Source organism: Asaia sp. A2, from assembly GCF_057319415.1.
The window spans coordinates 121,571-144,990 of record NZ_JBXWTO010000009.1 but is presented as its reverse complement, the minus strand read 5'-3'; the positions used below and the strand labels follow the sequence as shown (position 1 = coordinate 144,990).

The 23,420-nt window shown below is 61.1% G+C and carries 25 protein-coding genes and 1 pseudogene; 8 read left to right on the top strand and 18 right to left on the bottom strand.

Annotation, left to right across the window (positions count from 1 at the left end):
• From ACWNRM_RS09775 to ACWNRM_RS09760, 4 genes are all read right to left on the bottom strand, one after another.
• The coding region (locus ACWNRM_RS09775) for a helix-turn-helix domain-containing protein (protein ID WP_485170605.1) at positions 1–104 on the bottom strand (104 nt) is incomplete at its 3' end.
• Positions 105–455: 351 nt separating this feature from the next.
• Complete coding sequence (locus ACWNRM_RS09770) at positions 456–2,003, bottom strand: ATP-binding protein (protein ID WP_485170595.1); 1,548 nt, start codon at positions 2,001–2,003, stop codon at positions 456–458.
• Entirely contained in the window at positions 1,987–2,706 is a 720-nt protein-coding gene (locus tag ACWNRM_RS09765; protein ID WP_023978778.1) for a response regulator, read from the bottom strand. Before ACWNRM_RS09765 ends, ACWNRM_RS09770 begins: the two co-directional genes overlap by 17 nt.
• 76 nt (positions 2,707–2,782) lie before the next feature.
• On the bottom strand, positions 2,783–3,766 hold the full coding sequence (locus ACWNRM_RS09760) for a cysteine synthase A (protein ID WP_485170604.1): 984 nt from the start codon (positions 3,764–3,766) through the stop codon (positions 2,783–2,785).
• A gap of 144 nt (positions 3,767–3,910) precedes the next feature.
• Between ACWNRM_RS09760 and ACWNRM_RS09755 the strand changes: the two genes are divergently transcribed.
• Positions 3,911–4,312, top strand: coding sequence for a rhodanese-like domain-containing protein (locus ACWNRM_RS09755; protein ID WP_122048924.1), 402 nt, complete (start codon positions 3,911–3,913; stop codon positions 4,310–4,312).
• A 17-nt stretch (positions 4,313–4,329) separates the two neighbouring features.
• On the opposite strand, the gene bioD is transcribed toward ACWNRM_RS09755, so the two are convergent.
• From bioD to ACWNRM_RS09720, 7 genes are all read right to left on the bottom strand, one after another.
• Positions 4,330–5,724: a dethiobiotin synthase gene (gene bioD, locus ACWNRM_RS09750; RefSeq protein WP_485170594.1), complete on the bottom strand. Its 1,395-nt coding sequence runs from the start codon at positions 5,722–5,724 to the stop codon at positions 4,330–4,332.
• Complete coding sequence (locus tag ACWNRM_RS09745; protein WP_485170593.1) at positions 5,721–6,350, bottom strand: alpha/beta fold hydrolase; 630 nt, start codon at positions 6,348–6,350, stop codon at positions 5,721–5,723. The genes bioD and ACWNRM_RS09745 overlap by 4 nt, the downstream gene beginning before the upstream one ends.
• Positions 6,347–7,531: an aminotransferase class I/II-fold pyridoxal phosphate-dependent enzyme gene (locus ACWNRM_RS09740; RefSeq protein ID WP_485170592.1), complete on the bottom strand. Its 1,185-nt coding sequence runs from the start codon at positions 7,529–7,531 to the stop codon at positions 6,347–6,349. Before ACWNRM_RS09740 ends, ACWNRM_RS09745 begins: the two co-directional genes overlap by 4 nt.
• 74 nt (positions 7,532–7,605) lie before the next feature.
• Positions 7,606–8,499 (bottom strand): SDR family NAD(P)-dependent oxidoreductase, encoded by an 894-nt coding sequence (locus ACWNRM_RS09735; protein WP_485170591.1) that lies wholly within the window; start codon positions 8,497–8,499, stop codon positions 7,606–7,608.
• 198 nt (positions 8,500–8,697) lie between these two features.
• Complete coding sequence (locus ACWNRM_RS09730; protein WP_485170590.1) at positions 8,698–9,126, bottom strand: hypothetical protein; 429 nt, start codon at positions 9,124–9,126, stop codon at positions 8,698–8,700.
• Positions 9,127–9,204: 78 nt separating this feature from the next.
• Complete coding sequence (locus ACWNRM_RS09725) at positions 9,205–10,278, bottom strand: glycosyltransferase family 4 protein (RefSeq protein WP_485170589.1); 1,074 nt, start codon at positions 10,276–10,278, stop codon at positions 9,205–9,207.
• 13 nt (positions 10,279–10,291) lie between these two features.
• Positions 10,292–10,924: an NUDIX hydrolase gene (locus ACWNRM_RS09720; RefSeq protein ID WP_485170588.1), complete on the bottom strand. Its 633-nt coding sequence runs from the start codon at positions 10,922–10,924 to the stop codon at positions 10,292–10,294.
• A gap of 264 nt (positions 10,925–11,188) precedes the next feature.
• Here ACWNRM_RS09720 and mtnA point away from each other — a divergent pair, with 264 nt between their 5' ends.
• From mtnA to ACWNRM_RS09700, 4 genes are all read left to right on the top strand, one after another.
• Positions 11,189–12,292 (top strand): S-methyl-5-thioribose-1-phosphate isomerase, encoded by a 1,104-nt coding sequence (gene mtnA, locus ACWNRM_RS09715; protein ID WP_485170587.1) that lies wholly within the window; start codon positions 11,189–11,191, stop codon positions 12,290–12,292.
• Positions 12,293–12,521: 229 nt separating this feature from the next.
• Positions 12,522–13,394, top strand: a complete 873-nt coding sequence (locus tag ACWNRM_RS09710) for a DUF2272 domain-containing protein (RefSeq protein WP_485170603.1) — start codon at positions 12,522–12,524, stop codon at positions 13,392–13,394.
• Between the two features lie 3 nt (positions 13,395–13,397).
• A complete protein-coding gene (locus ACWNRM_RS09705) occupies positions 13,398–14,672 on the top strand; it encodes an adenosylmethionine--8-amino-7-oxononanoate transaminase (protein WP_485170586.1) in 1,275 nt (424 codons plus the stop codon).
• Positions 14,669–15,142 carry a nuclear transport factor 2 family protein gene (locus ACWNRM_RS09700; RefSeq protein WP_485170585.1) on the top strand — a complete coding sequence of 158 codons (474 nt, stop codon included), beginning with the start codon at positions 14,669–14,671 and terminating at the stop codon, positions 15,140–15,142. The genes ACWNRM_RS09705 and ACWNRM_RS09700 overlap by 4 nt, the downstream gene beginning before the upstream one ends.
• Positions 15,143–15,263: 121 nt before the next feature.
• Here the strand turns inward: ACWNRM_RS09700 and ACWNRM_RS09695 are convergent, their stop codons facing one another.
• From ACWNRM_RS09695 to ACWNRM_RS09685, 3 genes are read right to left on the bottom strand one after another with little or no spacing between them, the layout of a single operon-like run.
• A complete protein-coding gene (locus tag ACWNRM_RS09695) occupies positions 15,264–16,289 on the bottom strand; it encodes a WD40 repeat domain-containing protein (RefSeq protein WP_485170602.1) in 1,026 nt (341 codons plus the stop codon).
• A 5-nt stretch (positions 16,290–16,294) separates the two neighbouring features.
• On the bottom strand, positions 16,295–17,257 hold the full coding sequence (locus tag ACWNRM_RS09690) for a CobW family GTP-binding protein (RefSeq protein ID WP_062163788.1): 963 nt from the start codon (positions 17,255–17,257) through the stop codon (positions 16,295–16,297).
• A 14-nt stretch (positions 17,258–17,271) separates the two neighbouring features.
• Entirely contained in the window at positions 17,272–18,657 is a 1,386-nt protein-coding gene (locus ACWNRM_RS09685; RefSeq protein WP_485170584.1) for an O-antigen ligase family protein, read from the bottom strand.
• A 107-nt stretch (positions 18,658–18,764) separates the two neighbouring features.
• On the opposite strand from ACWNRM_RS09685, the gene ACWNRM_RS09680 reads away from it, so the two are divergent.
• Together ACWNRM_RS09680 and ACWNRM_RS09675 are read left to right on the top strand one after the other, a co-directional pair.
• Complete coding sequence (locus ACWNRM_RS09680) at positions 18,765–19,757, top strand: aldo/keto reductase (RefSeq protein WP_485170583.1); 993 nt, start codon at positions 18,765–18,767, stop codon at positions 19,755–19,757.
• 141 nt (positions 19,758–19,898) lie between these two features.
• Positions 19,899–20,366 (top strand): hypothetical protein, encoded by a 468-nt coding sequence (locus ACWNRM_RS09675; RefSeq protein ID WP_485170582.1) that lies wholly within the window; start codon positions 19,899–19,901, stop codon positions 20,364–20,366.
• 106 nt (positions 20,367–20,472) lie between these two features.
• Here the strand turns inward: ACWNRM_RS09675 and ACWNRM_RS09670 are convergent, their stop codons facing one another.
• Entirely contained in the window at positions 20,473–20,643 is a 171-nt protein-coding gene (locus ACWNRM_RS09670; RefSeq protein ID WP_485170606.1) for a hypothetical protein, read from the bottom strand.
• Positions 20,644–20,677: 34 nt separating this feature from the next.
• Positions 20,678–20,788: pseudogene (locus tag ACWNRM_RS09665) on the bottom strand (DUF1272 domain-containing protein); the annotation flags it as partial.
• Positions 20,789–21,040: 252 nt separating this feature from the next.
• On the opposite strand from ACWNRM_RS09665, the gene sodC reads away from it, so the two are divergent.
• Positions 21,041–21,568 carry a superoxide dismutase[Cu-Zn] gene (gene sodC / locus ACWNRM_RS09660; RefSeq protein ID WP_485170601.1) on the top strand — a complete coding sequence of 176 codons (528 nt, stop codon included), beginning with the start codon at positions 21,041–21,043 and terminating at the stop codon, positions 21,566–21,568.
• 47 nt (positions 21,569–21,615) lie between these two features.
• On the opposite strand, the gene ACWNRM_RS09655 is transcribed toward sodC, so the two are convergent.
• Positions 21,616–22,389 (bottom strand): adenosylcobinamide-GDP ribazoletransferase, encoded by a 774-nt coding sequence (locus ACWNRM_RS09655; RefSeq protein WP_485170581.1) that lies wholly within the window; start codon positions 22,387–22,389, stop codon positions 21,616–21,618.
• Positions 22,390–23,412 (bottom strand): nicotinate-nucleotide--dimethylbenzimidazole phosphoribosyltransferase, encoded by a 1,023-nt coding sequence (gene cobT / locus ACWNRM_RS09650; protein WP_485170580.1) that lies wholly within the window; start codon positions 23,410–23,412, stop codon positions 22,390–22,392.
• Positions 23,413–23,420: the final 8 nt, after the last annotated feature.

Below are 23,420 nucleotides of genomic sequence, written 5' to 3'. Positions count from 1 at the left end.
GGACTGACGCCAAAGCGCTCGGCAGCCTGCCGGCGCGACAGGCCCTTTGAAACCGCCGCGACAACGCGGGCACGTAGATCCAGAGACAGGGTGCGTGACGACATCCAGCGCCGACCTCCATCCCGGCTGTCACCTTGAATCAGATCACACACAGATTGGGAATCCCAAATGATTCAATCAGCAAAGAAAACGCTCTAGGCGATAGGTGATGCGGGGCGCTGCCCCGCACCCCGCCAGAGGCGCGCCTCTGGACTCGATCAAATAACGAGGCGAGCCAGACAGAGTGGCACTGACTCCTGCCACCGAAAGGGCAGGAAGTGCAGGGCACGCAGGATGATGCAGGGCCCGCGTGCCGCGCCCTGCGGTGTCCGTAGCGCACTTCCGGATCGGGTTTGCCAGTCATCAAAGCTGAAGGGCAGGCAAAGGCCGCCGGGTCCGGGCAGAGCCCGGATTGCTTACAAAGGCAGGATGACGCTTGCGCGCAGCCCCCCTTCGGGGCGGTTGACAAGGGTGACATCCCCGCCCTGACCGCGCACGGTAGAGCGGGCGATGGCCAGACCAAGGCCGGTGCCGCCGGTTTCTCGGTTGCGACTGGTTTCGGCGCGCACAAAGGGTTCGAACATACGTTCAAGATCTTCCTGCGGCAGGCCGGGGCCGTTATCGTCGATGCGGATACAGACGTTCTTTTCCTGACCCGGCCCACGGGCGCAGGTCACGCTGATTGCGGCGGAACCACCGTATTTGAGCGCATTCATGACGAGGTTGGTCAGGGCGCGTTTGAGCGCCAGCGAACGTGCCTTGATGCGGATCGCATGATCGGGCTCCTGGTAGCTTACCTGATCGGCAAGGTCGGGGCGGGCTTCGGCCGCTTCATCCGCGATGGTTTGTAAAAGTGCGCCCAGATCCAGGGCAGTCATGGGCTCCTGAGTCGAACTGTCACGACCGAAGGCGAGGGTCGCAGCAACCATGCTTTCCATCTCGTCCAGATCGGCCAGAAACTTGTCACGCAACTCGTCATCGTCAATGAATTCAGCACGCAGCTTCAGGCGCGTGATGGGCGTGCGCAGGTCATGGCCGATAGCGGTGAGCATCAGGGTGCGATCCGTAACGAAACGCCGGATACGCGCTGCCATGGTGTTGAAGGCCATTGCAGCCTGACGAATCTCGGTTGGCCCGGATTCGGGCAGCGGCTGCGTATGAACATCACGGCCGAGCGCCGTGGCTGCGTTGGCAAGCGTTGCGACAGGGGCGATGAGCCGGAGCGAACCCCAGAGAATCAGGCCACCGCCGCAGATTGTCATCAGGGCAAACGAGATCATGAAGGTGGGTGAGCCAAACGGATTGGGCGGCCGCACCGTGTAGTTCATGACCAGCCAGCGATGGTCATCGGGCATTTGCAGCGACATCGCATAATGACGTGTGCCGGGTTTATGGCCCATCACCATGCGTTGCGGACGCAAGCGGGCCGGCAGCATGCCAATGCCCGAAAGGGCCGGGGGCATGAAGGGCGGTGGTCTCCGCTCCTCGGAAACGCCAGGATCGAAACCCGCCGGAGGAGGGGACATCCCCTCGAAGGGGAAGGGATTGTGTCCTTCACCGCCCATATCGCCCGGTGGGGGAAAACCCCCTTCCTCCTGCCGCTCGGAAGGCGGATTGCCGCGCATCATGGGGTTCATGGCGAATGGTAGGGGTATGAAAGAGTTGGGGAAATGCGTGTCCGGTCTGGTGTCGAGAACGATCTTGAAATTCGAGGGGATTTCTATCGCATCAAGCCCGGCCTGACGGTCAGCGGGCGGAAGTTCGACCAGCGTATGATAGATCGAAAAGGCATGATGCTCGTTGTCATGCATCTCTGCCCGGTCGGCAATATTGAGGTGATCAAGGGCATGGATGGTCAGGCCGGCCGCCTGAACCACGCAAAGCCCTGAAATCAGAAGCAGATTGGTGCGCGCTCGCAATGAGCGCGGCAGGAGGTGGATCACGATCTCAGAGGCGTTCGACATCGGCGGCCAGAACATAGCCGCCCCCGCGTACCGTCTTGATCATCTGGGCATTGCGCCCGTCATCCTCCAGCTTGCGGCGCAGACGGCTCACCGCAACGTCAATGGCGCGATCGAACGGTCCCGCCTGTCGGCCACGCAGCATTTCCAGCAGCATGTCACGCGTCAGGACACGGTTGGCGCGCTCGAGAAAGGCCAGAAGCATGTCGTATTCGCCACCTGTCAGCGGCACTTCGGCTCCGTCCGGATTGAGCAGACGACGGCGCGCAGGCTCGAGTGTCCAGCCCGAAAAGCGGATCATGCGTGAATCCGCCGAGAGCTTCTTGTCGGAACTGTCGGCGGTGCGACGGAGTACGGCCCGGATACGAGCCAGCAACTCACGCGGGTTGAACGGCTTGGCCACATAGTCATCAGCGCCAAATTCGAGGCCGATGATACGGTCCGTCTCATCGCTCATGGCGGTCAGCATGATGATCGGAACATTATCCTGGCTGCGCAGCCAGCGGGCAATGTCGAGCCCGCTTTCGCCAGGGAGCATCAGGTCGAGCACCACAAGCTGATAATGGCCGGCCGCCCAGGCACGACGGGCTTCACGCCCGTCGCGTGCGGCGGTCACGCGAAAATGGTTGCGCTCGAGAAAGCGGCAGAGCAGCTCGCGTATCTCGCGGTCATCATCAACGATGAGAAGGTGCGGGGTCGTTTCCATGAATGTAACATTGGTCCGAATCGAATGTCCCCTTCAAGGGGCTGTTTCATTCCGTCACAACTTGCGAAAACCTGTCTCAATCGAGCCAGGGTGGGGTCGGCAGGTTTTTGGCCCGCAGGAATTCAGGATTGAAGATCTTGGACTGGTAGCGTGCCCCACCATCGCAGAGGATTGTTACAATCCGATGGCCCGGACCAATTCGTCTTGCCACGCGAATCGCCGCCGCCACGTTGATTCCCGCCGAGCCGCCCAGCGAGATTCCCTCGCGATCTTGAAGCGAGAAGATCTGCTCAAGCGCCTCGGCATCGGGAATACGCTCGGCATCGTCAATCGTGATACCCTCCAGATTGCCCGTCACGCGGGATTGCCCGATCCCTTCGGTAATCGAGCCGCCCGAAACACTCAGATCGTTCGATTTGACCCAGCCATACAGCCCTGAGCCTTCCGGGTCGGCCAGAACGATCTCGGGGCGGTTGCGACCCGCCGCCTCGGCCAGTTCGCCAAGGCCCAGCGCAACACCTGCCAGCGTACCACCCGTGCCGCAGGCGCAGGTGAAGGCATCGACACGACCATCGAGCTGCTGCCAGATCTCGACCGCCGTGGTTGTGCGATGGCCTTCACGGTTGGCGGTGTTGTCGAACTGGTTGGCCCAGACGGCATTGTCGGTTTCCTCGGCAATACGGCGCGAGACATGCACGTAATTGCCGGGGTCACGAAAGGGCTTGGCAGGCACGAGGCGCAGATCGGCCCCGATCATGCGCAGGAAATCGATTTTCTCGCGGCTCTGCGTTTCCGGCATGACAATGATGGTGCGATAACCACGGGCCTTGGCGACGAGGGTAAGGCCGATACCAGTATTGCCTGCCGTGCCTTCGACGATCACACCGCCCGGTTTGAGGGCGCCCCGCTTCTCGGCATCGAGAATGATAGCCAGAGCCGCACGATCTTTGACCGACCCTCCGGGATTCATGAACTCGGCCTTGCCGTAGATTTCGCAGCCTGTCGCTTCCGACGCCAGCTTCAGACGGATCAGCGGCGTGCCGCCGATCGCGCCGATCATACCCTCTGAAGGGTGCTGCCAGCCCGGAATGACACTGGTGGCGTGGGAGGGGGTCACGTTCTGCGTGGTCATCTACATTCCATCCTATACGTCTGCGGTTTGAGAGTTTAACGTCGCGACATGTAAAATAAATGAGGAAAAACGATGGTCGACTGTATTTCGGCACAAGCTGCCTGGGAACGCCTGACGACAGACAAGGATGCCGTCCTGATCGATGTGCGCACCCCCGGCGAATGGCAGCTGGTTGGATTGCCCGACCTCTCAACCCTCGACAAGGATGTCAAAACCCTGAGCTGGGACCCGTACGATGCCAATGGTTTCGCACGCTCGCTGCGAGAACTTGTACCGTCGCTGGAGACGCCCGTGTTGTTCCTGTGCCGCTCGGGCGTGCGCTCGCAGCAGACGGCGGAACTCGCGGCGCATCTCGGCTATGTCGAGGCGGTGAATGTGGTCGAGGGATATGAAGGCCAGCCGGATGCAAACGGTCAGCGCGGGCGGGTCTGTGGCTGGCAATACCAGAATCTGCCTCTGTATTTTCCCGGCTGACAGTGGCGCTGAATGCGTCAGAAACCCTGTAGTCTCAGGGTTTCGCGCAGGCGTTCTGCCTCCTGCGCCACGCTTTGCGGCGTGATGGCGTCCAGCAGAGGAATTTCGGCCAACACAGGCACCTGCCCGAAATGCTCTATGGCCGCCCGATTGGCAGCGTTCGGGGGGCCGCTCATCACCACGCCGGCAATGGCGATACTGCGCCGCTTCAGGGCTTCGAGACTGAGCAGCGTGTGATTGATCGTGCCCAGTGTGGAGCGGGTGACAAGAATGACCGGGAGGCCCAGTGTGGCCGCCCAGTCGATCAGCAGGGTCTCGTTATTGAGCGGTACCATCAGCCCGCCAGCGCCTTCGACCACCAGAGGCCCCATACAATCCGGCAGGGTCAGGCCTTCCAGCTTGACGGTCCGGCCCTCTGCCGCCGCTGCGTCCTGCGGTGAGAGCGGGGCGAGAAAGGCATGGGCGGGGGCCATCACACGTGAAGCGGGGAGGGCGGCAAGCGCGCTGACGCTATGGGTGTCGCCTGCTTCATCGCTCAGCCCGGTCTGAAAGGGCTTCCAGTAGGTGGCATCGAGCGCACGGGTGAGAATGGCTGACACAAGGGTCTTGCCGATCCCGGTATCCGTGCCTGTGACGAAAACACCCCGTGTCTTTACGGCGCTGCCGAAAGCGATCTGGTAGTCCATCTCGTTGGTCATCCTGTCGAAATGCTGCATCACGCGCCGAAGTTCGGGGGCTGTCAGCTTGCGGCTGGCCTCCTTGGGCGTTGTCGCCCCGATTTTCCTGAGGTCGAGCAGAAACGCGCGTGCGGAACCCACAGGATCACGCTGCGTCTCAAGCGACCATTCGCCCTGAAGCGATGGGGGGAGTTCAGCCAGAAGCGTTCTGGCCGTGGGATAATCCGGAAAGCCGCAGGGCAGGGATTGCGCGGCGCAGGCCTCGCGCCATTGGGCAAAGCTGCCTTCAGTCAGCGTTGTCACTTCAAGTCGCCCACCCGGTGCAAGAAGATGGGCCAGTCGACGAAAAGCGGCCTCCCGATTGCTGAACCACTGCATGCAGAAGCTGGAGCAGATGAGATCGAACGGCCCGGGCAGGGTCGGGTGCTCGGCATCCATTACATGATAATGGATATCGGGCACGGCGCGTGAGGCGCGGGCGATCATGCCGGGTGAAAGGTCGATGGCGGTGATCTCTGCCGCCGGGAAAAGCTCGCGCAGAAGGCGGGTGAGGGCCCCAGTGCCGCAGCCCAGCTCCAGAATCCGGCGGGGCGGGTTGTCCGGCGTGACATGCGAGGCAATACGCTGTGCAAGCGCGATGGCCGTGAGGGCCTGAACACGCGCGGCCTGATCATAATGTTCGGCCATGTCGAAACGCGCGGCAATCGGGGCGAGGCGGCTGGCTTCCTCACTCATGCGCCTTGCTCCAGCCACTCCCGGATGATGGCTGCGCAACCCTCAGGGTCGGTCAGGGGCAGAAGATGTCCGCCTTCGCATTGCATGGTCTTCGCCAGAGGGAAACCGGCCTGGGTCATGGCAGGCGTTACCAGCGGATCATTTGTGCCGCTGATTGCTGTCAGACTGGCCCCCCAGTGGCGCGCTTCGGCTCTGGCATCGGCCGCGATCAGCGCATCGAGCCCCGCCCGAAGCCTGTCGGGTGCCAGCGTGGTGCAGGGCAGGAAGGGCTCGAATTGCTGACGGAACTGCGTGACCACCCCCGCCGGATCATCAGACAGGCGACTGGCCATGCGTGAGAGGATACGGGGAGGAAGACCTTCGGGAAAATCGTCCGACCGGGTGAAACGGGCAAAACTGTTGAATGCCACGATGCCGCGACATCTTGCGAGGTCGCGGGCAAGAAGATCTGTCGTGCCTGCTGAGTGGGTGATGGCAAGATAGGGGGCGTCGGGCAGGGTCAGTGTTTCGGGCGCACCTGTGTAGCCGCGATCGAGAAAGACCGAGTCAGGATGGCCGAGTGCCTCGTGAACCGGGGACCAGAACCGGGCATCGAAACTCCATCCATGAACAAAAACGAGTTTCATGACCGGCCTGGCCGCAGGGCTCCGGTCAGGGCATCGGCAAGCCTGTTGATGGCGGCTTCATCATGGCTGGCACTGAGGGCCAGACGCAGACGCGCCGACCCGGCAGGGACTGTTGGCGGACGGATGGCGATGGTCAGCAGGCCCTGCTTTTCAAGCGTTTCGGCAAGAGCAAGGGTCGCTTCCTCATCGCCGATCATGACGGGAATGATCTGCGTGGTTGAACCGCCTGTATCGATCCCGGCTTCGTTGAGCCGTTGACGCAGGAGCGCCGCATTCTGCCGCAGTCTCAGGCGGGCTGCCTCCAGATCAGGCATGAGTTCCAGAGCCGCATCCATGGCGCCCAGCATCGGCGGGGATGGAGCCGTGCTGTAGATGAACCCCGAGCATGCCGTGATGATCCAGTCGCACAGGGCGCGTGAACCGGCAATATAGGCTCCCATGCTGCCCAGCGCCTTGCTAAATGTGCCCATGACGAGATCCACCTCATGACCATGAGACAGGCCGCGCCCCTGGGGCCCCAGAACACCCGTTGCATGGGCTTCATCAAGGTAGAAGAAGGCGTTGTAACGTTTGGCGAGAGCGCTCAGCGCGGCGATATCGGCCGTATCGCCATCCATGGAAAAGACGCTTTCCGTCACGATGAAGCGCATGCCGGGCTGTTCGGCGTGGCGCTCAAGCAAGGCCTCGAGATGGGCCAGATCATTGTGACGAAATCTGATCTGCTTCACCCCGGCCGCAGCACAACCGTGATGCATGCTGGCGTGATTGAGCTTGTCGGCAAAGACCAGCGGCGCCACGCCGGTCTGTTCACGGGCCAGGCGGAACAGGGCCGGTAGAACAGCAGCATTGGCTTGCCAGCCCGAAGCGAACAGCAGAGCGGCCTCTGCGCCCTTGAAGCGGGCAAGGCGTTCCTCGACCTGTTGATGCAGATCCAGCGTGCCACTGACCAGCCGTGATGCCCGGGCTCCCGTGCCATGCTGCGTGGCCCAGTCGGCGGCGCGATCTCGCAGGAGCGGATGACCCGAGAGACCAAGATAATCGTTCGACGAGAAATCAAGCACTTCGCGGCCCTGACGCAGAACCGCATCGGGGGTGCGATGCAGGGGGCGCAAGGTGCGTCGCAGGGAACGGGATTCCAGCGTGTCGAGTGCCTGTCTGAGAAGCGGATCAAAGCGCGTCATGGCTTGTCCCTGCCGCTATGGTGTGGGCTTGTCAATTCTGCGGCATGACCCTGCCCGTTCGAGAGCGGTCCCGTTCAGCGCTGCCGGCAGGACTTTTTGTAATTACGCCGTCCGATGGAATACAGCGTGGGCAGGGTGAGGCGCAAAAGCGTGGGAACGCTCATGCAAAGCTTGCCGAACACGCCATCGATCGCGGGCATGAATTGTTCGCGGCAGACATGAGGACGCCCTCGACCAAGCTGTCTGATAACGGCTTGCGCAACTTTGTCGGGGGTGAGGGGCGTGCTCACGTAATTCAGGACAGAGCCACCTTCTGCCATTTCGCGTTGAAGCATGGATGTCTGCACAGCACCGGGGAAAACAGTGCTGACTGACAGTTTGGAGGGGCGAAGTTCCTGGGCGAGGCTGAGCGCAAAGCTGCGAAGTCCGGCCTTGGCTGCCGCATAGGCGGCGCTTCCGGCCAATGGCATGACTGCCGCCATGGAATTGACGAAAATGATATGCCCACCGGCCTGATCACCGGCGGCGTCCCTGACCATGCGCGGCAGGAGTTGGCGCGTGAGTAGAACCGGACCAGTGAGATTGACGGCAATCTGATCCGCAATGGCAGCTTCTTCAGCCTCGGCAAGCGGCGAGGGGGTGATGAGCCCTGCACAATGGATGAGTGCGAAAATCCGATGACCTGATTGCTCGATCATGTCGTTGACCATAGTCAGTGAGTCGGTTTGGGCAAGGTCGCAGGCGATATGAAGTGTGCGGTCCGGATCAAGGTCGGGTCTGGATCGGCATAAGGCCACGATATCGTAGCCTTGCGACAGAAGCGATTGCCCAATCAGCGCACCGATACCCCCGGAAGCACCTGTCAGCACCACCAGTTTTCGCGCGCTTTGCCACTGCTTTGGAGCATTATCGGCATCGGGCTGGTGGTCGACAGGGCAAGGACCCTGATGGGGAGGGGAAACCGTCATGGCGTCTGTCTTAACGCCGAATGGCAGAGCGAAACATGGGAATTCGGCTCTGTTGGGTCTTTTTTAATCCCGCACGTTCCGCTGTCGGCAGGAGAAGCGGCAAAAGCTCGGAATTTGTCCGGCCCACAGGAATGGGCCGGAGGCGTGACGGAACATGACATGTTGCAAGGCATCATGTTCCGCCCATGTGTCACAATGTCAGTTGATGCGGCCGAGATTACGAAAATCCTGCTTCGTCTTGTCTGACAGGGCCTTCATTTGTTCGCGATTCGCTTTCTGGTCAGCCTTGAATTGGTCGATGCGCTGGGTGCGCTCCTGCTTCAGGTTGTTCAGTTTATCCTTCTGGGTATCAATCTTGCCCTGGATCTTTTCGCGCTCGCGTTCCGGGGCGTTGGTATATTTGTCGCGCAGATCATTGATCTTTTTCTGACGGGCTTCGGAGGCTTCCTTGTTCTTGTTCTGCCAGTTCTGCATGCGGTTGTTGAGACAGTTTTCCTTGGAAGCCAGGCGGCCGATAACACCCGTATTGCCTGTATTGTTGTCACAGCCGGAAGTCTGCGCATGAGCCACCGGCGCGGCGGCAAGAGCTATCAAGGCCAGGGCGGGCAGAATGCGTGTTTTAAACATATGTCCTCTCAGTCAAATACTGTACGAGTGCAGTCAATAGCCTCAATGTGTCGAATATACGGCATATAGGATTATTGCTTATCGTGTTTTTTTCATATCTATCGACTTCACGCGCACTTTATGTAGTAATTCCCGGGCAGTCCTGAGATCAAATTTCTGCGCCTGTGCGTGACCTCGGCGGATACATTCCGCCCTGAGCTGCTCATCCTCGATAAGGCGCAGTATCGCGCGTTCAAGCGCGTCACCGTCATCCGGGAGGGCCAGAAGCGCGGCTTCCCCTACAACTTCAGGCAGGCCACCGCGTGGTGAGGCGATCACGGCTGCGCCGCTGGCCATGGCCTCGAGCGCGGTCAGACCGAAAGGTTCCGGCCAACGGCTGGGCACCACAACGATCGAGGCGGCGGCCATGGCTTCGAGCACCTGATGATGCATCTGATAGCCACACAGTGTGATTCCAGCCGCGCTTGCGCTGGCCTCGACCCGATCGATAAAGGTTGTGCGCGGCGAATTGAAGCGAAAGCGATCGGCCCCGATCATGATTGCTTTCCACCCCGGAGCCTTCTGGCTGACCGCAGCCCAGGCGCGCACGAAGGCGTCGGCTCCCTTGTCCGCCACCACGCGGCCCGCAAAAAGCACCAGTTTTGCGCGTTTTTCAGGGGGAGCGGGCAGGGCAGACAGATCGAGACAATTGGGCGTGACCGTAACCGGCCCGTCATCGAGGTCTTCCAGAAAGCGTCGTCGCAGCCAGAAAGAGACCGTGAACACTTTCACATGCTGCATGAGCTCCTGACGCTGGCGCGGACGACGGGCCCCATGCATGTCCTGTGGATCGTTATGCAAAATGAGGTGAACCGGGACACCGCAGCCCCGCAGCGCACGCGCCAGAGCCGGTCGGTTATGGACCTCCACCAGATCGGGTCGATGCCGTCTGATCTCACGCTGGCAGGCAATCCGATAGCGCGTGCCATCACGGCGCCAGCGATGTAGCCCGCCCGGTTCGGTCACGGCTATGAACTGGCCACCCGGCAGAGGTGAGCCAGTGATTTCGGTGCCGATCACGATATCTTCCGGGGACGCCAGACGGGAGACCAGAAGCGCGATGGCCCCTGCGCGGTCGGGCGCATAACCCTCCCGGCGGGGGAGAATGGTCATGACCTTCATGGCGTCAGTCGTAATCCGTCGCCAGATCCGGCTGGTCGTAATGATCGAACATGCGCCGAAGCTGATGGGGGAGGAGCCGTGTCAGGGAAAGATCATCAGGCAGGTTGTCACGGTTGAACCAGCCGATCCCCGAGGTTTCAAGGTTGTCGATGGTGGGGGTGCCGCCTGTCAGACGACACAGATAGAACACCTTGGCACAGGAAAAGACGTCAGGCGGATGGCCCTGTCTGTTGCGGTCCCAAAGGGCAGCCAGCTTGATGATTTCCGCGCTGTACCCGCTCTCTTCCATGACTTCCTTGAGCGTATTTTCAGCCGTGGTGAAATTCACGTCCGCCCAGCCGCCAGGCAGGGTCCAGCGATCCTGATCGATGGCTTCGCGTACCATCAGGATCTCGCCTGCCGCGTTGAATACCGCGCCACGGACATCGATCTTGGGGGTGGCGTAGCCTTTTTCATTCGTGAACAGGGCAAGCACTGTCTCGGGTGTGTTCTCGCCCAGTGCGGCGATCATGGAAGACGCCAGCACGCGCAACTGCTCATAACGTTCACGATCATAGGGATTCTGGCAGAAGGTGAGTCCGTTCTGGGCGATCGCCTGTACGTCCCGTGCCCAGGTCAGCCATTGCGGTTCGCTCATATTCCGGTCCTTTTGCCTATGCCCCAATATAGACCGGATCGGCCCAGTCGTAAAACCTTGTTCCCGATCATCAGCGTCGTTCCATAGCTTGTCAGTATCGTGGCAGATTCATGAAAACGCCCGGTGCGTTACAGGAAATAAGGGTACAGGAACTTGAGTCCTTCCCCCTTATTTGCCACATGCTAGCCCTCTGATCATGACACCGGCTCCCTTGTCAGGAAGCAGTTCCCCCCGCATTGCGTGGCTCACAAGACGGATACCCACATGAAAATCAACGGTACGCCCTATCGCAGTGTCTGGCGCGACGCCCAAGACCCGGCTCTCGTGCATATTTTCGACCAGACCAAGCTTCCCTGGACGCTCGATGTTCTCGCCCTGCGCGAAGAGGATCAGGTGGCTCATGCCATTCGTACCATGCAGGTGCGCGGTGCTCCCCTGATTGGCGCGGTCGCTGCTTATGGTCTGGCCTTTGCCCTGCAGAAAGACGCATCCGATGCCGGCCTGAAGGACGCAGCAGCGCGCCTGGTCGAGACGCGCCCGACGGCCATCAATTTGCGCTGGGCCATCGAGCGTATGGTGACGCATCTTCAGCCTCTGGCGCCTGATACCCGCGTGAAGGCGGCCTATGAAGAGGCAGATGTGATCTGCGACGAGGATGTGCAGGTCAATGAATCCATCGGTCGTCATGGGCTTGAGCTGTTTCGTGCGCTCTGGGAGAAGCGCCGCCCCGGTCAGGAACGTCTCAATATCCTGACTCATTGCAATGCAGGATGGATTGCCACCGTCGATTGGGGCACAGCCCTGGCCCCGATCTATATGGCCCATGATGCCGGGTTACCCGTCCATGTGTGGGTGGACGAGACACGCCCCCGCAATCAGGGCGCATTGCTGACAGCCTGGGAGTTGGGGGCGCATGGTGTGCCGCACACGCTGGTCGCGGATAATGCCGGTGGGCACCTGATGCAGCATGGAGAGGTCGATCTGGTGATCGTGGGAACAGATCGCGTGACCCGTCAGGGAGATGTTGCAAACAAGATCGGCACGTATCTCAAGGCCCTGGCCGCTCATGACAATGACGTGCCTTTCTGGGTCGCGCTGCCTTCCTCGACCATCGATTGGCGGGTAACCGATGGTGTGAAGGAAATCCCCATTGAGGAGCGTTCGGGCGAGGAGGTGACCTATGTTCATGGCATCGATGAGCAAGGTCAGGCGGCCCGTGTGCGCGTCACCCCCCGAATCACCAAGGCCGCCAATCCGGCCTTTGATGTCACCCCGGCCCGACTGGTTTCAGGGCTGATTACCGAGCGTGGCCGCTGCGAAGCGACTGCCGACGCTCTTGCTTCCCTGTTCCCTGACCTTGCAGGCTGAAGCCCCGGCTGCTTCCTGCAAGGCAGTCACCAAGGCATGACGAGGGCGGCACTTGACCGGAGCGCCGCTCTCGTTCCTATCTCGCTGTAATGAACCGGCGCTGTTCGGCGCTCGTTGCGCATACAGGGAGAAGAATCACATCATGGGCGCCGGACTGTTTTCTTTACGATCATATGCGCAGAATACCCTTGCCGGGCAGAGCCGGGTTGTCGGCACTCTTGCTGCGCTCATGCTGCTTTCAGGGTGCGCGTCGACTGCGGTTCAGAATGCAGCGCAACATCCGGTCCAGACGCCTATGGCGCAATATGCCAACGGGCGTGTCGGGGCCTATGGCTATGATGGCCATGTGCCCGACTTTGCCTCGCGCAATTTCGTGCCGTTCAACCGTCAGGATGTTGTTGCGATCGCCATGCGCGAATGGCGCATGTTCGGTAACCCTGTCAGCGATGACGATCCTGAAGATCGTCCCGAGCCAAGCGCCCCTTCGCTCAAGCCCGAGCGTATTCCGGGCCTCTGGCAGCGTGTGGGTGAGTACTGGTGGATCGGTCAGGACCCCTATGAGACGGAAGTCTCATGGAGCGGCAAATACAATGCGGATGGTCAGCTCTTCCGCCCCGAGAATGACGGGCATTACGCCTGGTCGGCGGCATTCATCTCCTATGTGATGCGCGTGGCTGGTGCGAATGACCGCTTTCCCTATTCGCCCAATCATTCGACCTATATCAATGCCGCCGCTTCGGGACAGTCCACAGGCCTGCGCGCGCAGGACCCGAAAACCTATATTCCCCAGCTGGGTGATCTGCTCTGCGTGGGTCGCGGCAAGAGTCGCAGCGTGACCTTTGCCATGCTGCCGACCTCCTACGGGTTTCCTTCCCATTGCGGCATCGTGGTCGCCACGCATCAGAATGCCCCGCCCTTTGGCAATGAGCTGAGCATCATCGGCGGCAATGTGGATGATACGGTATCCCTGACCCATGTTCCGACCGATTCCAACGGTGCGCTCGCAACCGCCGAGGGTCAGTTCTATGATACGCGCTATCCGTGGTGCGCTGTGCTTCAGGTGCTCTACGATGCCGATCGTGAGCCTGATAGCGGGCAGTAAGGCATGACATCCGACAACCCTTCCACAGGCCCTGTCTGGCTGCCCTATACCCAGATGCACACAGCGCCTGCGGCGCTCATTGCCGCGCGGACGCAGGATACGCGCATCGTTCTGGAAGATGGCCGCTCGCTGGTGGATGGGATCGCCTCGTGGTGGACGGCCTGTCACGGCTATAATCATCCCCATATACGCGCCCGGGTGGCAGCCCAGCTTGATGCCATGCCCCATGTCATGCTTGGCGGGCTGGTTCATCGGCCGGTCATGGAGCTGTCAGAGCGTCTGACGGCACTCCTGCCGGGCGATCTCGCCCATTGTTTTTTCACCGATAGCGGTTCGGTTGCCGTCGAGGTGGCCATGAAAATGGCGATCCAGTTCTGGCTCAATCGCGGTGAAAAAGGACGCACGAAGCTGCTCTCCTTCCGTGGGGGCTATCACGGTGACACGCTTGCGACGATGTCGATCTGCGATCCTGAAGAGGGGATGCACAGCCTCTTCAGCGGTGTGTTTCCCGAGCAGGTCATCGCTGATTTACCCCTCGATGCAGCACGCTATGAGGCACTCGATCAGCTTCTGGCGCGTCATGCGGGCAGTATCGCTGCAATCATCACAGAGCCTCTGGTGCAGGGTGCTGGCGGTATGGTGTTCCATGCCCCCGAGGTGCTTGCCCGGCTGCGTCAGCTGGCTGACAAACATGGCGTGTTGCTTATACTCGATGAGATTTTCACGGGTTTCGGGCGCACAGGCACCATGTTTGCCTGCGAGCAAGCCGGGATTGTGCCCGATATCATCACCCTCTCCAAAGCCCTGACCGGTGGCACAATGGCTCTGGCGGCAACCGTTGCGCGCCGCCATGTCTATGAGGCGTTTCTGTCCGACTCACCTATGGCCGCGCTCATGCATGGACCGACTTTCATGGCCAATGCGCTGGCCTGCGCCGCCGCCTGTGCCTCACTCGATCTTTTCGAGCGTGAGCCGCGTCTGGCTCAGGTCGCCGCGCTTTCGACGATGCTGCGCGATCAGCTGGAGCCCTGTCGCGCTTTGTCTGGCGTGCGTGATGTGCGTGTGCTGGGGGCGATCGGTGTGGTCGAGCTTGAGGCGATCGAGGATATGGCCGGGCTCAAGGCTGCGCTTGTTGCATGCGGCGTCTGGGTCAGGCCGTTTCGCAATATCATCTATCTCACACCCGCCTTTACGATCACTCCAGAGGATCTGGCGCGCCTGACGACGGCAATATTCACTGTTGTGCAGGCGGGGGCGTTCAGGAAGGCAAGTTCATGACCAAAGACCCCGCGTCCATGGTTCCTCCCTTTACCGCGGAGACGGCGCGGCTGAAGGTACGTCGTGCCGAGGATGCATGGAACAGCCGCAACCCGGCTCAGGTCTCACTGGCCTATAGTGTCGAGAGCCGGTGGCGTAATCGGAATGAGTTCCTGCAGGGTCGCCCGGCTATTGTCGCGTTCCTTGAACGCAAATGGGCTGCCGAGCACAACTACCGGCTGATCAAGGAGCTCTTCGCGTATCAGGATGACCGTATTGCCGTGCGTTTTGCCTATGAGTGGCATGATGCATCCGGCCAGTGGTTTCGCTCCTACGGGAACGAAAACTGGGTCTTTGACGCGCAAGGCCTGATGGCGCAGCGTATGGCGTCGATCAATGATCTTGCCATCAACAGTGCTGATCGGCTGTTCCGCTGGCCTCAGGGCCGTCGCCCGGATGATCACCCGTCACTAAGCGAACTCGGCTTATAGTTCTCAGGGGCGTGGCTCTCGCCTTGCGGGCATGGACACCCCCTCTGTTTCTGTTCGACAGACAGGTTTCCAAAGGACGCATGTCCTTTGGTGGGGGATGGGGCAAAGCCCCATGAAAAGCCTAGCCTGCCGAGGAAAGATCAATCGCGGCAATCACGCCGTCATCCGTGCCGAACACCATCACGCCGCCCAGCGGGGAAAAGACCAGGCCGGTTACCTTGCCGCGCTTGCCAAGGCAGATGGGCAGAACACGCTCGGAGCCGAGTTCGGCGAGAAGAACCGAGCCGTCTTCAAATCCTGCCGCAATGATGTCGTTCTTGGGGTGTGCTGCAACGGCCGAGCAGAACACGCCGGGCAGGCGCGCCAGTTCGGTCGGAGGCTTGCCCATCGGGCCGCCGCCGAAGAAAGGCCAGAGCACGATGGCATCGGCGCCTGAGGTCGCAAGCCAGCGCCCGTTACGGGTAAAGGAGAGCGAGGTCACGCGCTTGGGGTAGCCGCTCATGCGCATGTTATGGCTGTCAGACAGGCGCCAGCCATGCAGGTCATTTTCCTGCATCGCGGTCACGAGGGCCTCGCCAGCCGGATGAATGGCGAGGGTGGTGTGACTGCCCTTCCATTCGAGGGGGCGCACCGTGTCCACTTTCGCGCCAACAAACCACATCGACACGCCGTTATAATGCGATGCGGCGACACGCTTGCCCTTGGCGTCAAAAACGATGCCGGTAACGGTTGAGGGGTGCTCAAGTGTCTTGAGGGTCGTCATGCCAGAGGCGTCGCGGATCTCAAGCTGCTTGCCGGTCGAAAAGGCCAGATGGTCAGGGGTCGTGGCCACGCAATCCACCCAACGGCGGCCCTTGTGCAGTTCGCTCACCGTGCCATCGGGCAAGGTGCGGCACAGGCGGTTGTCCTCGCCACCGCTGACGAAACCTGCCTTGCCGGTATCGGCAGCGAGGCAGAGCACGGCACCGTCATGGGCCTCGATGCGCTGCCATGTTTCTGGATGCCTGATCCCGGCAACAGGAATCAGGAAGATCTCGCCTTCGACCGTGCCGAGCGCGAAGGTCTGGCCGTCGCGGGCGCAGGCGGCGACGGTAACGGGCGAACCAATGGTCTTTTCCGCGCCGCGTGTGGCGAGGAGCTCGGTCATCTCGCTCATGCGCGGCAGCTTTCGAAGCCACGACGAAGCTGCGGACGGTTGAGGTTGCGACCGATGAAGACGATGCGCGATTCCTTGCTCTCGCCCTCCTTGCCTTTGCCGATATAGTCGCCATCGGCCATCATGTGCACGGCCTGGAACGCAAAGCGCTCATCCTTGCCCGCAAAATGCATGATGCCCTTGGATCGCAGGATATCCGCGCCCTGTTCCTGCAGGATAGCGCCGATCCACGCCTGGAAACGCTGTTCGTCAAGCGGCTCCTCGACGGCGAAGGACATGCTGGTGACGCCCTCTTCATGCGAGTGCTCGTTGTTTTCGAGGAAATCCGGCATGGTTTCCAGCGCGCGTTCAAGGTCGAACCCGCCCTGATCGAGCACGGTACTGAGTGCCACGGCGCTGTGCTGGGCACGATGGATCTGCACGCTGGCATTGATTCCGCGCAGACGCGCCTCGATGGCCTCAAGCCCGGCTTCATCCACGAGATCGGTCTTGTTGAGAATGATCACATCCGCAAACGCCACCTGACGAATCGCCTCGGGGCTTTCGTCCAGCGTCTGGATGACGTTGTAGGCGTCCACCACGGTCACGACGGCGTCGAGGCGTGATTTCTCGCGCAGGTTTTCATCCACGAAAAAAGTCTGGGCCACGGGGGCCGGATCGGCAAGACCGGTGGTCTCGACAATGATACCGTCAAACTTGCCACGACGACGCAGCAGGCTGCCGAGGATACGGATCAGATCGCCGCGCACGGTACAGCAGATGCACCCGTTATTGGTCTCGAACACCTCTTCATCCGCATCGACCACAAGATCGCCATCGACGCCCAGTTCGCCGAACTCATTGACGAGCACGGCATATTTGCGCCCGTGCTCGCTCGAGAGAATATGGTTGAGCAGCGTGGTTTTCCCGGCACCGAGAAAGCCGGTGAGAACGGTGACGGGGATCTTGGTCTCGGACATCGGCACTCCGGGTCTTAGCGAGAGGTTACGGTCGGCACAGCATATAGGGTTGCCTTGCTGCGAGGAACAGAGGTACCCCCCAAGGTCGGGGTCCCCAAGGCCGCTGCCTCGGCCAGCCCGACGCCGAGCAGCATGAAGGCCCATCCGCCAAGAGGCAGGTTGAGGAAGTCGCTGGCTGAGGCAAAGGGCCATTCCTGAACGAAAAAGGCCGCGAACAGGCCGATGCGCCAGGCATGATGAGCCCCTTGCACAGGCCAGAGTGCGCGCAGGCATGCAAAAACCAGCCCCCCGAACAGGAAGAGCCCCGGTAGTCCGGTATTGGTCAGCGCCTGCAAATAGTGGTTATGCGCATGCTGGACGCAGATGCTCGTGCCGCCGCCATCGCTGGCTGTGCTGAGCCAGGACAATCCATGCAGATAGGCCGGATTGGCGCAGGCATGACGGAAGGCGTCGTAACCGAGCCCGGTGACGGGATGGGCCTGCGCGATGACAATCGCACGGGTAAAGAGCAGACCGTAATGCGACTCCCAGAAATGCGAGAGCTGATGAGCGGCCAGCACGATGAGATGTTGAAAGGCCTGAGGCGCAAGGACGCGCACCAGCAAGACCAGAACGGGCAGGCTGAGAGCCCCGACCAGCGCAGCAGGGCGCAAAGGGCGATAGAACAGGGCACAGATGCCAATCCCAAGCGCGGCAAGCGCCATGGGAATACGCTGCCCGGCCAGGACCATAATCCCTAGCACAACAACAGCCAGCCCACTCATGGCCATGAAGACGGGGAGGGATGTCCTGTGCGGATTGCCATCGCGCGTTGCCGGGGTGCCTGTGGCAGGTAACTTGGTGGGGCGGGCCACCAGCCAGGCGCAGCCCAGCATCATGACGGGTAAAACCAGACGGGAGAAAGGCGCCGCCGCTCTGGGGTGGGCATAGGGTCCGGTCAGCGTCCCGTCGATATAACGCGGGTAGCCGAAGAGATTATGCCCGAAGATGGCCTGCACCAGGAATTGTAGCACGAAATATCCGCAACAGGTGACCAGAACCCAGCGCATTGTCGTCCGAGATGCTTCATCGCGCAGCGTCCAGACCTGAAGGGCTGCCGCCATGAGGGGAAACCGTATGGCGAGAATGGACTGCGTGAGCGCCTGCGACGAGCCAATGCCGATATGGGGCAGGGAGCAAACAATCTGCCAACCCCACCACAGCAGCGCCACACGGACCCAGAACTGCCGACCCCAGCCCCAGCCAAGCCCCAGCGCCGAACGCGCCAGCAGGCCGATGGCCAGCAGGTCCATTATGAACTCTGAAACCAGCCTGCCATGAGTTAGAAAGACAGGCAGAAGCAGCGTCGCCCCGAAACCAAGGCGATCAAGCACGGAAGTGAGGCGGGCGCGGCGTGTCATGATCTGCGGTGATGCCCGCTCGGCGCATCAGGCGCAAGTGAGGCAACGAACACGGTTCTCCACCGTATGAAACAGCATGTGACCTCACACGAATGGAGAAACCTTTCATGACAGCCGATACGATCAGCATCAGGAACATCGACAAGCCAGTAACCCGCATCGCCCTGGGAACATGGGCGATTGGCGGCTGGATGTGGGGTGGCCCCGATGACGACAACGCCATACGCACCATTCACAAGGCGATCGATAACGGCATCAACTTCATCGATACAGCGCCGGTTTATGGATTTGGCCACAGCGAGGAGGTTATCGGTCGGGCGCTGGAGGGCGGCCGACGCGACAAGGTTGTGCTGGCCACAAAGCTCGGTCTGGCCTGGAGCGATGACCAGAAAGTCTATCGCGACAGCCGCCCTGCACGTATTCGCAAGGAGGTGGAGGACTCCCTGCGACGCCTCCGGACCGATGTGATCGATCTGGAGCAGGTGCACTGGCCTGACGGCAAGACCCCGGTTGAGGAAACTGCCCACGAGCTGGAAAAACTTCGCCGCGAAGGCAAAATCCGTGCCATCGGGGTCAGCAATTTCTCGGTTGATGATATGGACCGCTTCGGGGCCATTACCCCGATCAGCACCATCCAGCCGCCCTATAACCTGTTCGAGCGCCTGACAACGGAGCGCGATATCCTGCCCTATGCCAAGGCCCATGAAGCGGTCGTAATGGCTTATGGCCCTCTGTGTCGGGGCCTTCTGGCGGGTAAGATGACGGGTGAAACGCATTTCCCCAAGGATGACCTGCGTAGCAGCGACCCAAAATTCCAGCAGCCGGTATTCGGACGCTATCTCGCTGCTGTCGAGGCGCTGAAGGCCATTGCGACACGTCATGACAAATCCATGCTGGCGCTGGCCATTCGCTGGGTGCTTGATCAGGGGCCAACGGTAGCGCTCTGGGGCGCACGCAAGCCTGAGCAGATTGATGGCGTGGCCGAAGCCTATGGCTGGTCGCTGAGCGACCAAGACAAGGCCGAGATCGAGACCATTTTGCGTGACAATGTGCCTGATGCCATCGAACCGGATTTCATGGCCCCGCCACAGCGCGCCTGAGCTGCTCCTGCTGAACCTTCGTGCAGCGTTGACCCGTCCTGTGGTCAATGCCTCGCGATCATGCAGGCGGGGCGGGAACGAAAAGCGATGCAGGGAGTTAACGAACCGCAACGCATTCCCTTTCTGAGAGGAACAATAACAATGCGCTCATTTACCCGCCGAGCCCTTGCTGCCTCGACCTTTGCCGCTGCGGCACTGGCCGTCATGCCGGTAGCGCATGCAGATCCGAAGGCACCGGACGCTCTGGGCACCCCCGTTGGCCACGTTACCCTGATGGCGAAATCCGCCGATGTGGGCATTGGCTATACCTGGGGCCAGGGCACACTGACCTATGGTCACAAGACCTATCGCTTCAAGATTTCGGGCGGCAATATTGCTGCTGTCGGTTTCTCCAAGATCGAGGCAACAGGTGTTGTCTATAACCTGAAGAACCTGCACGATTTCGATGGCGGTTACGGCGCTCTGAACGGCGACGCGACGCTGGATCGTGGAATTGGCGGCGCCATCCTGAGCAACAGCAACGGCGTGAAGATCAAGATCACGACCGCAACGCGTGGGGCGCATCTCGCCGCCGGTGGTCAGGGTCTGTCTTTCCAGCTGGTTGACTAAGCGTTTCAGCCGGACTGAAATGGGAAAAAGCGGCCACCCGGCCGCTTTTTTCATATCCGGGAGCCTGTTGCTGAGTTGGCACCATTTCTTCCGCTGCCTGCGCTCTTCAATCCAGCAAGGCGGCAAGATGCTCCAGCATGTCGGCCCGTTTCATCGTGCCCCAGGCTTCGGCGGCGTCACGCCCCCAATGCGGATAAGCTGTGGCGGCGAAACTGCCCCATGCCTGCCGGTAGGCCAGAAAAGCGCGATGGCCGCACAGGGCGGGGCACCAGATCACCACTGCAATTGGGACATACGCCCTTGAGGTGATCGGTGGCGCAGCGCACGCAGAATGTGCACTCGAAAGAGCAGATCATGGCATCGTTCGTGGCGGGGGAGAGATCCGTGTTGCAGCACTCACAATGGGGTCTGAGTTCGAGCATGGCTTTGCCTCTTTGTGCCTGAGAGTGAGCGAAACCAGTTTCGGGCAGGAACGCGGGCGGCGCAAGCGTGGCACAGGGGGCTGGGTCGGGAATAACCGGGACGCGCGTCAAGGCGGCATGTTGCGAAGCGGTCTCAACTCAGGCAAGCTTTCTGTTTCCCGTCCAGAACCTTTCCTGGCTGTCATCCGTTTCGGAGCAGCAGCGTTCTCTTCAACGTCGAGGTCAGATCTCATGCGTCATGCCATGAACAAGATGCTTTCTGTTTTTCTTCTGGGGGGGACGGCCATCGCTCTCTTCCCTGCCGGTCTGTCGCAGGCGAACGCGGCAGACAGTGCCAAGGGCACATTGCTGGGCACGGACGGCAAGGCGCATGGAACGGTCAGCGTGACCGAAGCCCCGCGGGGCGTTCTGCTGCGTATCAAGGCTCAGGGTCTGGCGCCTGGCTGGCACGGCATGCATTTCCATGAGAAGGGCAGCTGCACCCCACCGAAATTCACCAGCGCGGGCGGTCATGTTCATGCGGTGACGCCTGTCGTGCATGGTCTGCTTACGCCAAACGCGAATGATGCCGGTGATCTGCCCAATCTTTATGTGGCACCCGATGGCACGGCGACTGTCGAGCTGTATTCGACGCTTGTTTCGCTACATGGTGCAGGCGAGCGGCCCGCACTCAAGGATACCGACGGTGCGGCACTGATCATCCACACCAGCCCCGATGATTATACGACCCAGCCGATCGGTGGCGCCGGTGCGCGTATCGCCTGTGCCGTACTCGACTGACAGCGTTCGGGCCTTTTGTCTCTGCACGGGGTGAGAGTCCTTGAGGTCTACAGGGGCAGTTTGTCGAACCCGTGCAGGCTGGCCCCTGTCAGAACCACAAGCTCGGTGATGATGGCTGTCGCCCCCAGCACGTCACCCGTGTAGCCGCCGATCAGGCGATAGGCGACGCTGCACAGGCCAAGTGTGGCCAGGCAGGCCACGAGAAAAAGAGACAGCGCCCCCAGTACGGAGAGCGAGCTGGCAATCAGGGCTGTCAGGATCATGGCAATCAGCAGGCCACGTGCTGGCAGGTGGCGCAGCTCATGGGCCAGCCCATCGGCTCTGGCAGGACGCAGCCAGAGCAGGGGCAGCATGAGCGACAGGCGCGAGAAGGCCCCGGCTGTTGCCAGAATAGAGATGATATGGATCGGCTGGGTGGCAAGGGTCGTCATGGTGCCAGCCCGCAGCAGCATCAGCAGGCTCAGGGCGAGCCCGCCATAACTGCCGATCCGGCTGTCGCGCATGATTTCAAGCCTGTGCTCTGGCGTACGGCCACCGAAAAACCCATCCACCGTATCGGCAAACCCGTCCTCATGAAGGGCGCCTGTCAGAAAAAGCTGAAAAGCGATGGCCCAGCCCGTGGCAACGATGGCTGGCATGCCAAGGCGTATGCACAGCACCATCACAGTGCCGGTCAGCGCACCGATGGCACCCCCGATCAGAGGCCAGCACCAGCTGGACCGTGTCAGGTCTATCTTTTTGCCGGGGGCGAGAAGCCAGCCGGTTGGCAGGCGTGTCAGCAGGCTGAGACCCGCAGCGAAATCTGCGCGAATGATAGGCATCTAGCTCTTTATTGATCGATTATTCTCATCAAGAACGGCAATATCATCAAAACTTGCCATGCCATTGTGGCAGGCGAGGGCCGCGCGCACAAGCGGGATGGCTAGAGCGGCCCCGGACCCCTCGCCAAGGCGTAACCCCAGATCGAGCAATGGCTCAAGATCGAGATGGGCGCAAAGGCGGCTATGGCCCTGCTCGCCCGAGCAATGGCCCAGCACGGTGTGAGACAGGCCTGATGGATGCATCAGTGCCAGAGGCGCGACCGAGGCCGTCACGACAAAGCCATCGAGCACGACAGGGATGCGCCGGTGACGGGCGGCCAGCGTGGCCCCCAGCAGGGCGGCCAGTTCCCATCCGCCATAGCGTCGCGCGAGTTCCAGAGGCGGGTGTTCGCGACCATGCAGGGCCAGCGCCGTATCGATGGCCCTGGCCTTGCGCGCGATACCGTCGTCATCCAGCCCTGCGCCGCGACCTGCCCATGTCGCGCCATCCCCGCCGAACAGGGCAGCAGCTAGCGCCGACGCTGGGGTGGTATTGCCCACCCCCATTTCACCAAGGGCGAGCAGATCGCATCGTGCCGGGACGGCGTCGTATCCCGTCGAGACAGCCTGAAGAAAGGCCTCTGTCGTGAGCGCCGGCGTGCATGTCAGGTCCGCGCTGGGGGTGAGGCCCCCCACCGGCACGATGTAAAGCGACGCATCGGCCTGACGGGCCAGCTGGTTGATGGCGGCTCCACCCTGCCTGAAATTGCTGATCATGGCAGCGGTCACACTGGCCGGCCAGGCCGAGACGCCCTGCGCCAGAACGCCGTGATTCCCGGCAAAAAGGCAGATGGCTGCCTGATTGATTTGCAGGGGGCGCCAGGCGCCGAACCAGGAAACGAGTGTTTCGAGACGCCCCAGGCTGCCCGCGGGCTTTGTCAGCCGTGCCTCTCGTTCCCTGATGGCATTAATCGCTGCAGTATCGGGCTCCGGCAGGGTTTCGCACGCGTTCCGGAGGGTTTCGAGAGAGCAGAAAGGTGACATGGCGCCTT

Coding starts and splice junctions, on each gene's coding strand:
- ACWNRM_RS09755 (WP_122048924.1), top strand. CDS start 3,911: ATGGTCGACTGTATTTCGGCACAAGCTGCCTGGGAACGCCTGACGACA.
- bioD (WP_485170594.1), bottom strand. CDS start 5,724: ATGAGTGAGGAAGCCAGCCGCCTCGCCCCGATTGCCGCGCGTTTCGAC.
- ACWNRM_RS09675 (WP_485170582.1), top strand. CDS start 19,899: ATGCGCTCATTTACCCGCCGAGCCCTTGCTGCCTCGACCTTTGCCGCT.
- mtnA (WP_485170587.1), top strand. CDS start 11,189: ATGAAAATCAACGGTACGCCCTATCGCAGTGTCTGGCGCGACGCCCAA.
- ACWNRM_RS09720 (WP_485170588.1), bottom strand. CDS start 10,924: ATGAGCGAACCGCAATGGCTGACCTGGGCACGGGACGTACAGGCGATC.
- ACWNRM_RS09765 (WP_023978778.1), bottom strand. CDS start 2,706: ATGGAAACGACCCCGCACCTTCTCATCGTTGATGATGACCGCGAGATA.
- ACWNRM_RS09655 (WP_485170581.1), bottom strand. CDS start 22,389: ATGCCTATCATTCGCGCAGATTTCGCTGCGGGTCTCAGCCTGCTGACA.
- ACWNRM_RS09710 (WP_485170603.1), top strand. CDS start 12,522: ATGCTGCTTTCAGGGTGCGCGTCGACTGCGGTTCAGAATGCAGCGCAA.
- cobT (WP_485170580.1), bottom strand. CDS start 23,412: ATGTCACCTTTCTGCTCTCTCGAAACCCTCCGGAACGCGTGCGAAACC.
- ACWNRM_RS09745 (WP_485170593.1), bottom strand. CDS start 6,350: ATGAAACTCGTTTTTGTTCATGGATGGAGTTTCGATGCCCGGTTCTGG.
- ACWNRM_RS09685 (WP_485170584.1), bottom strand. CDS start 18,657: ATGACACGCCGCGCCCGCCTCACTTCCGTGCTTGATCGCCTTGGTTTC.
- ACWNRM_RS09700 (WP_485170585.1), top strand. CDS start 14,669: ATGACCAAAGACCCCGCGTCCATGGTTCCTCCCTTTACCGCGGAGACG.
- ACWNRM_RS09735 (WP_485170591.1), bottom strand. CDS start 8,499: ATGACGGTTTCCCCTCCCCATCAGGGTCCTTGCCCTGTCGACCACCAG.
- sodC (WP_485170601.1), top strand. CDS start 21,041: ATGCTTTCTGTTTTTCTTCTGGGGGGGACGGCCATCGCTCTCTTCCCT.
- ACWNRM_RS09770 (WP_485170595.1), bottom strand. CDS start 2,003: ATGTCGAACGCCTCTGAGATCGTGATCCACCTCCTGCCGCGCTCATTG.
- ACWNRM_RS09725 (WP_485170589.1), bottom strand. CDS start 10,278: ATGACCATTCTCCCCCGCCGGGAGGGTTATGCGCCCGACCGCGCAGGG.
- ACWNRM_RS09740 (WP_485170592.1), bottom strand. CDS start 7,531: ATGACGCGCTTTGATCCGCTTCTCAGACAGGCACTCGACACGCTGGAA.
- ACWNRM_RS09680 (WP_485170583.1), top strand. CDS start 18,765: ATGACAGCCGATACGATCAGCATCAGGAACATCGACAAGCCAGTAACC.
- ACWNRM_RS09690 (WP_062163788.1), bottom strand. CDS start 17,257: ATGTCCGAGACCAAGATCCCCGTCACCGTTCTCACCGGCTTTCTCGGT.
- ACWNRM_RS09760 (WP_485170604.1), bottom strand. CDS start 3,766: ATGATCGGCGCGATCGGCGGCACGCCGCTGATCCGTCTGAAGCTGGCG.
- ACWNRM_RS09695 (WP_485170602.1), bottom strand. CDS start 16,289: ATGACCGAGCTCCTCGCCACACGCGGCGCGGAAAAGACCATTGGTTCG.
- ACWNRM_RS09705 (WP_485170586.1), top strand. CDS start 13,398: ATGACATCCGACAACCCTTCCACAGGCCCTGTCTGGCTGCCCTATACC.
- ACWNRM_RS09730 (WP_485170590.1), bottom strand. CDS start 9,126: ATGTTTAAAACACGCATTCTGCCCGCCCTGGCCTTGATAGCTCTTGCC.